The sequence below is a fragment of the Lysobacter enzymogenes genome, from assembly GCF_017168095.1.
Taxonomy (GTDB): Bacteria; Pseudomonadota; Gammaproteobacteria; order Xanthomonadales; family Xanthomonadaceae; genus Lysobacter; species Lysobacter enzymogenes_D.
The window spans coordinates 1-1,517 of the sequence record NZ_LXSD01000487.1; the positions used below are offsets into that span (position 1 = coordinate 1).

Consider the following 1,517-nt stretch of genomic DNA (forward strand, 5'->3'; position numbering starts at 1 on the left):
CGGCGCGCGCGCCCGGGTTGGCCTGGGTCGGGCCCATCGCCGCCTCAACCGCGCCGCAGCCGGCGCAGGCCGAAGTACTGCAGATCGGCGAACACCGCCACCACCGCCGCCTGCGCCAGCACGTAGGCCAGGCCGAGCGGATTCGGAGCGATCGCGCCCTCCAGCCACACCAGCACCGAGGCCGCGACCCAGGCGAGGTTGACGCCGATCATCGCGCGCGCCATCGGCGCGGTGATCGCGGGCCGGCTCAGCGCCCAGCCGAGGAAGCCGATCCAGGCCATCAACACCAGGCCCGAGCCGCGCAGGACGCCGGCGTCGATCGCGGTCAGCCGCGCCAGCGGTTCGGCCGCGGCCAATTGCAGTGCGCCGGCGGCGGCAGAGACGGCGAGGTCGGCCTGGACCACGCGGCGCAGGAAGTGGGCGGGGTTGCGTTCGATGGCGATGGCCATGTGCGTGCTCCTGTCGTGAGTGCGTTCGTTGCGGACGCCGCCATCACAGCGCGGCGCGCGCCGCCGGTCGATTACCCCGCAGGTAATGCCGGCGCCGGCGCGGCTGGGCTAAGGTGGCCGCATGAACGATTGCGCCCCCGTGGGCGAGCTGCTGCGCCAATGGCGCCAGCGCCGCCGCCTGACTCAGTTCGATCTGGCCGAGATGGCGCAGATCTCCACCCGCCACGTCAGCTTCATCGAAACCGGCCGCTCGCTGCCGAGCCGGGCGATGCTGCTGCGCCTGGCCGACCGCCTGGACGTGCCGCTGCGCGAACGCAACGCGCTGATGACCGCGGCCGGGCTGGCGCCGATCTACGCCGAGCGCGCGCTCGACCATCCGGCGATGCGCGAGGCTTACGCCGCGGTCGAACTGGTGCTGTACGCGCACGAACCGCATCCGGCGCTGGCGGTGGACCGGCACTGGAACCTGATCCAGCACAACCGCGCGTTGGCGCCGATGCTGGCCGGCGTCGCCGAGCACCTGCTGGCGGGTCCGGCCAATGTGCTGCGCGCGGCGCTGCATCCCGAAGGCATGGCGCCGAGCATCCTCAACCTGGGCGAATGGCGCGCGCACATCCTGCATCGGCTGCGGCATCAGATCCAGACCAGTCGCGATCCGGTGCTGGAGGCGCTTTACGCCGAGCTGGAGGCCTATCCGGCGCCTGCCGATTTCGATCCGGCGGAAGTGACCGGGGCCGCGCATGTGGCGGTGCCGTGTCGGATGCGCACGCCGTTCGGGGATTTGTCCTTCATCAGCACGACGACGGTGTTCGGTACGCCGATGGACGTGACGCTGGCTGAGCTGGCGATCGAGTCGTTTTTTCCTGCCGATGCGGCTACCGCGTTGGCGATGCGCGAGTTCGGCGCGAGCTTGGCGCCGTCGGCGGGGGCGGGCTGAGGTGGTGGGTGAATCGGCCGCATTGGGGTCGCGTCGCATCTACAGGATCGCCGTCAAGCTCCGTATTTCCCTGTAGGAGCGACGCGAGTCGCGACCAACCGAAGCAACGCAGCCCCGCCGCCCCACCCCCG

The 1,517-nt window shown here is 71.3% G+C and carries 2 protein-coding genes; one reads left to right on the forward strand and one right to left on the reverse strand.

All coding sequences use genetic code 11. The features are described from left to right. Nucleotides 1–44: 44 nt before the first annotated feature. Nucleotides 45–449, reverse strand: a complete 405-nt coding sequence (locus A7A76_RS20130; RefSeq protein WP_206412982.1) for a hypothetical protein — start codon at nt 447–449, stop codon at nt 45–47. A 121-nt stretch (nt 450–570) separates the two neighbouring features. On the opposite strand from A7A76_RS20130, the gene A7A76_RS20135 reads away from it, so the two are divergent. Continuing rightward, nucleotides 571–1,386, forward strand: coding sequence for a helix-turn-helix domain-containing protein (locus A7A76_RS20135; protein ID WP_206412983.1), 816 nt, complete (start codon nt 571–573; stop codon nt 1,384–1,386). Nucleotides 1,387–1,517: the final 131 nt, after the last annotated feature.

Coding starts and splice junctions, on each gene's coding strand:
- A7A76_RS20130 (WP_206412982.1), bottom strand. CDS start 449: ATGGCCATCGCCATCGAACGCAACCCCGCCCACTTCCTGCGCCGCGTG.
- A7A76_RS20135 (WP_206412983.1), top strand. CDS start 571: ATGAACGATTGCGCCCCCGTGGGCGAGCTGCTGCGCCAATGGCGCCAG.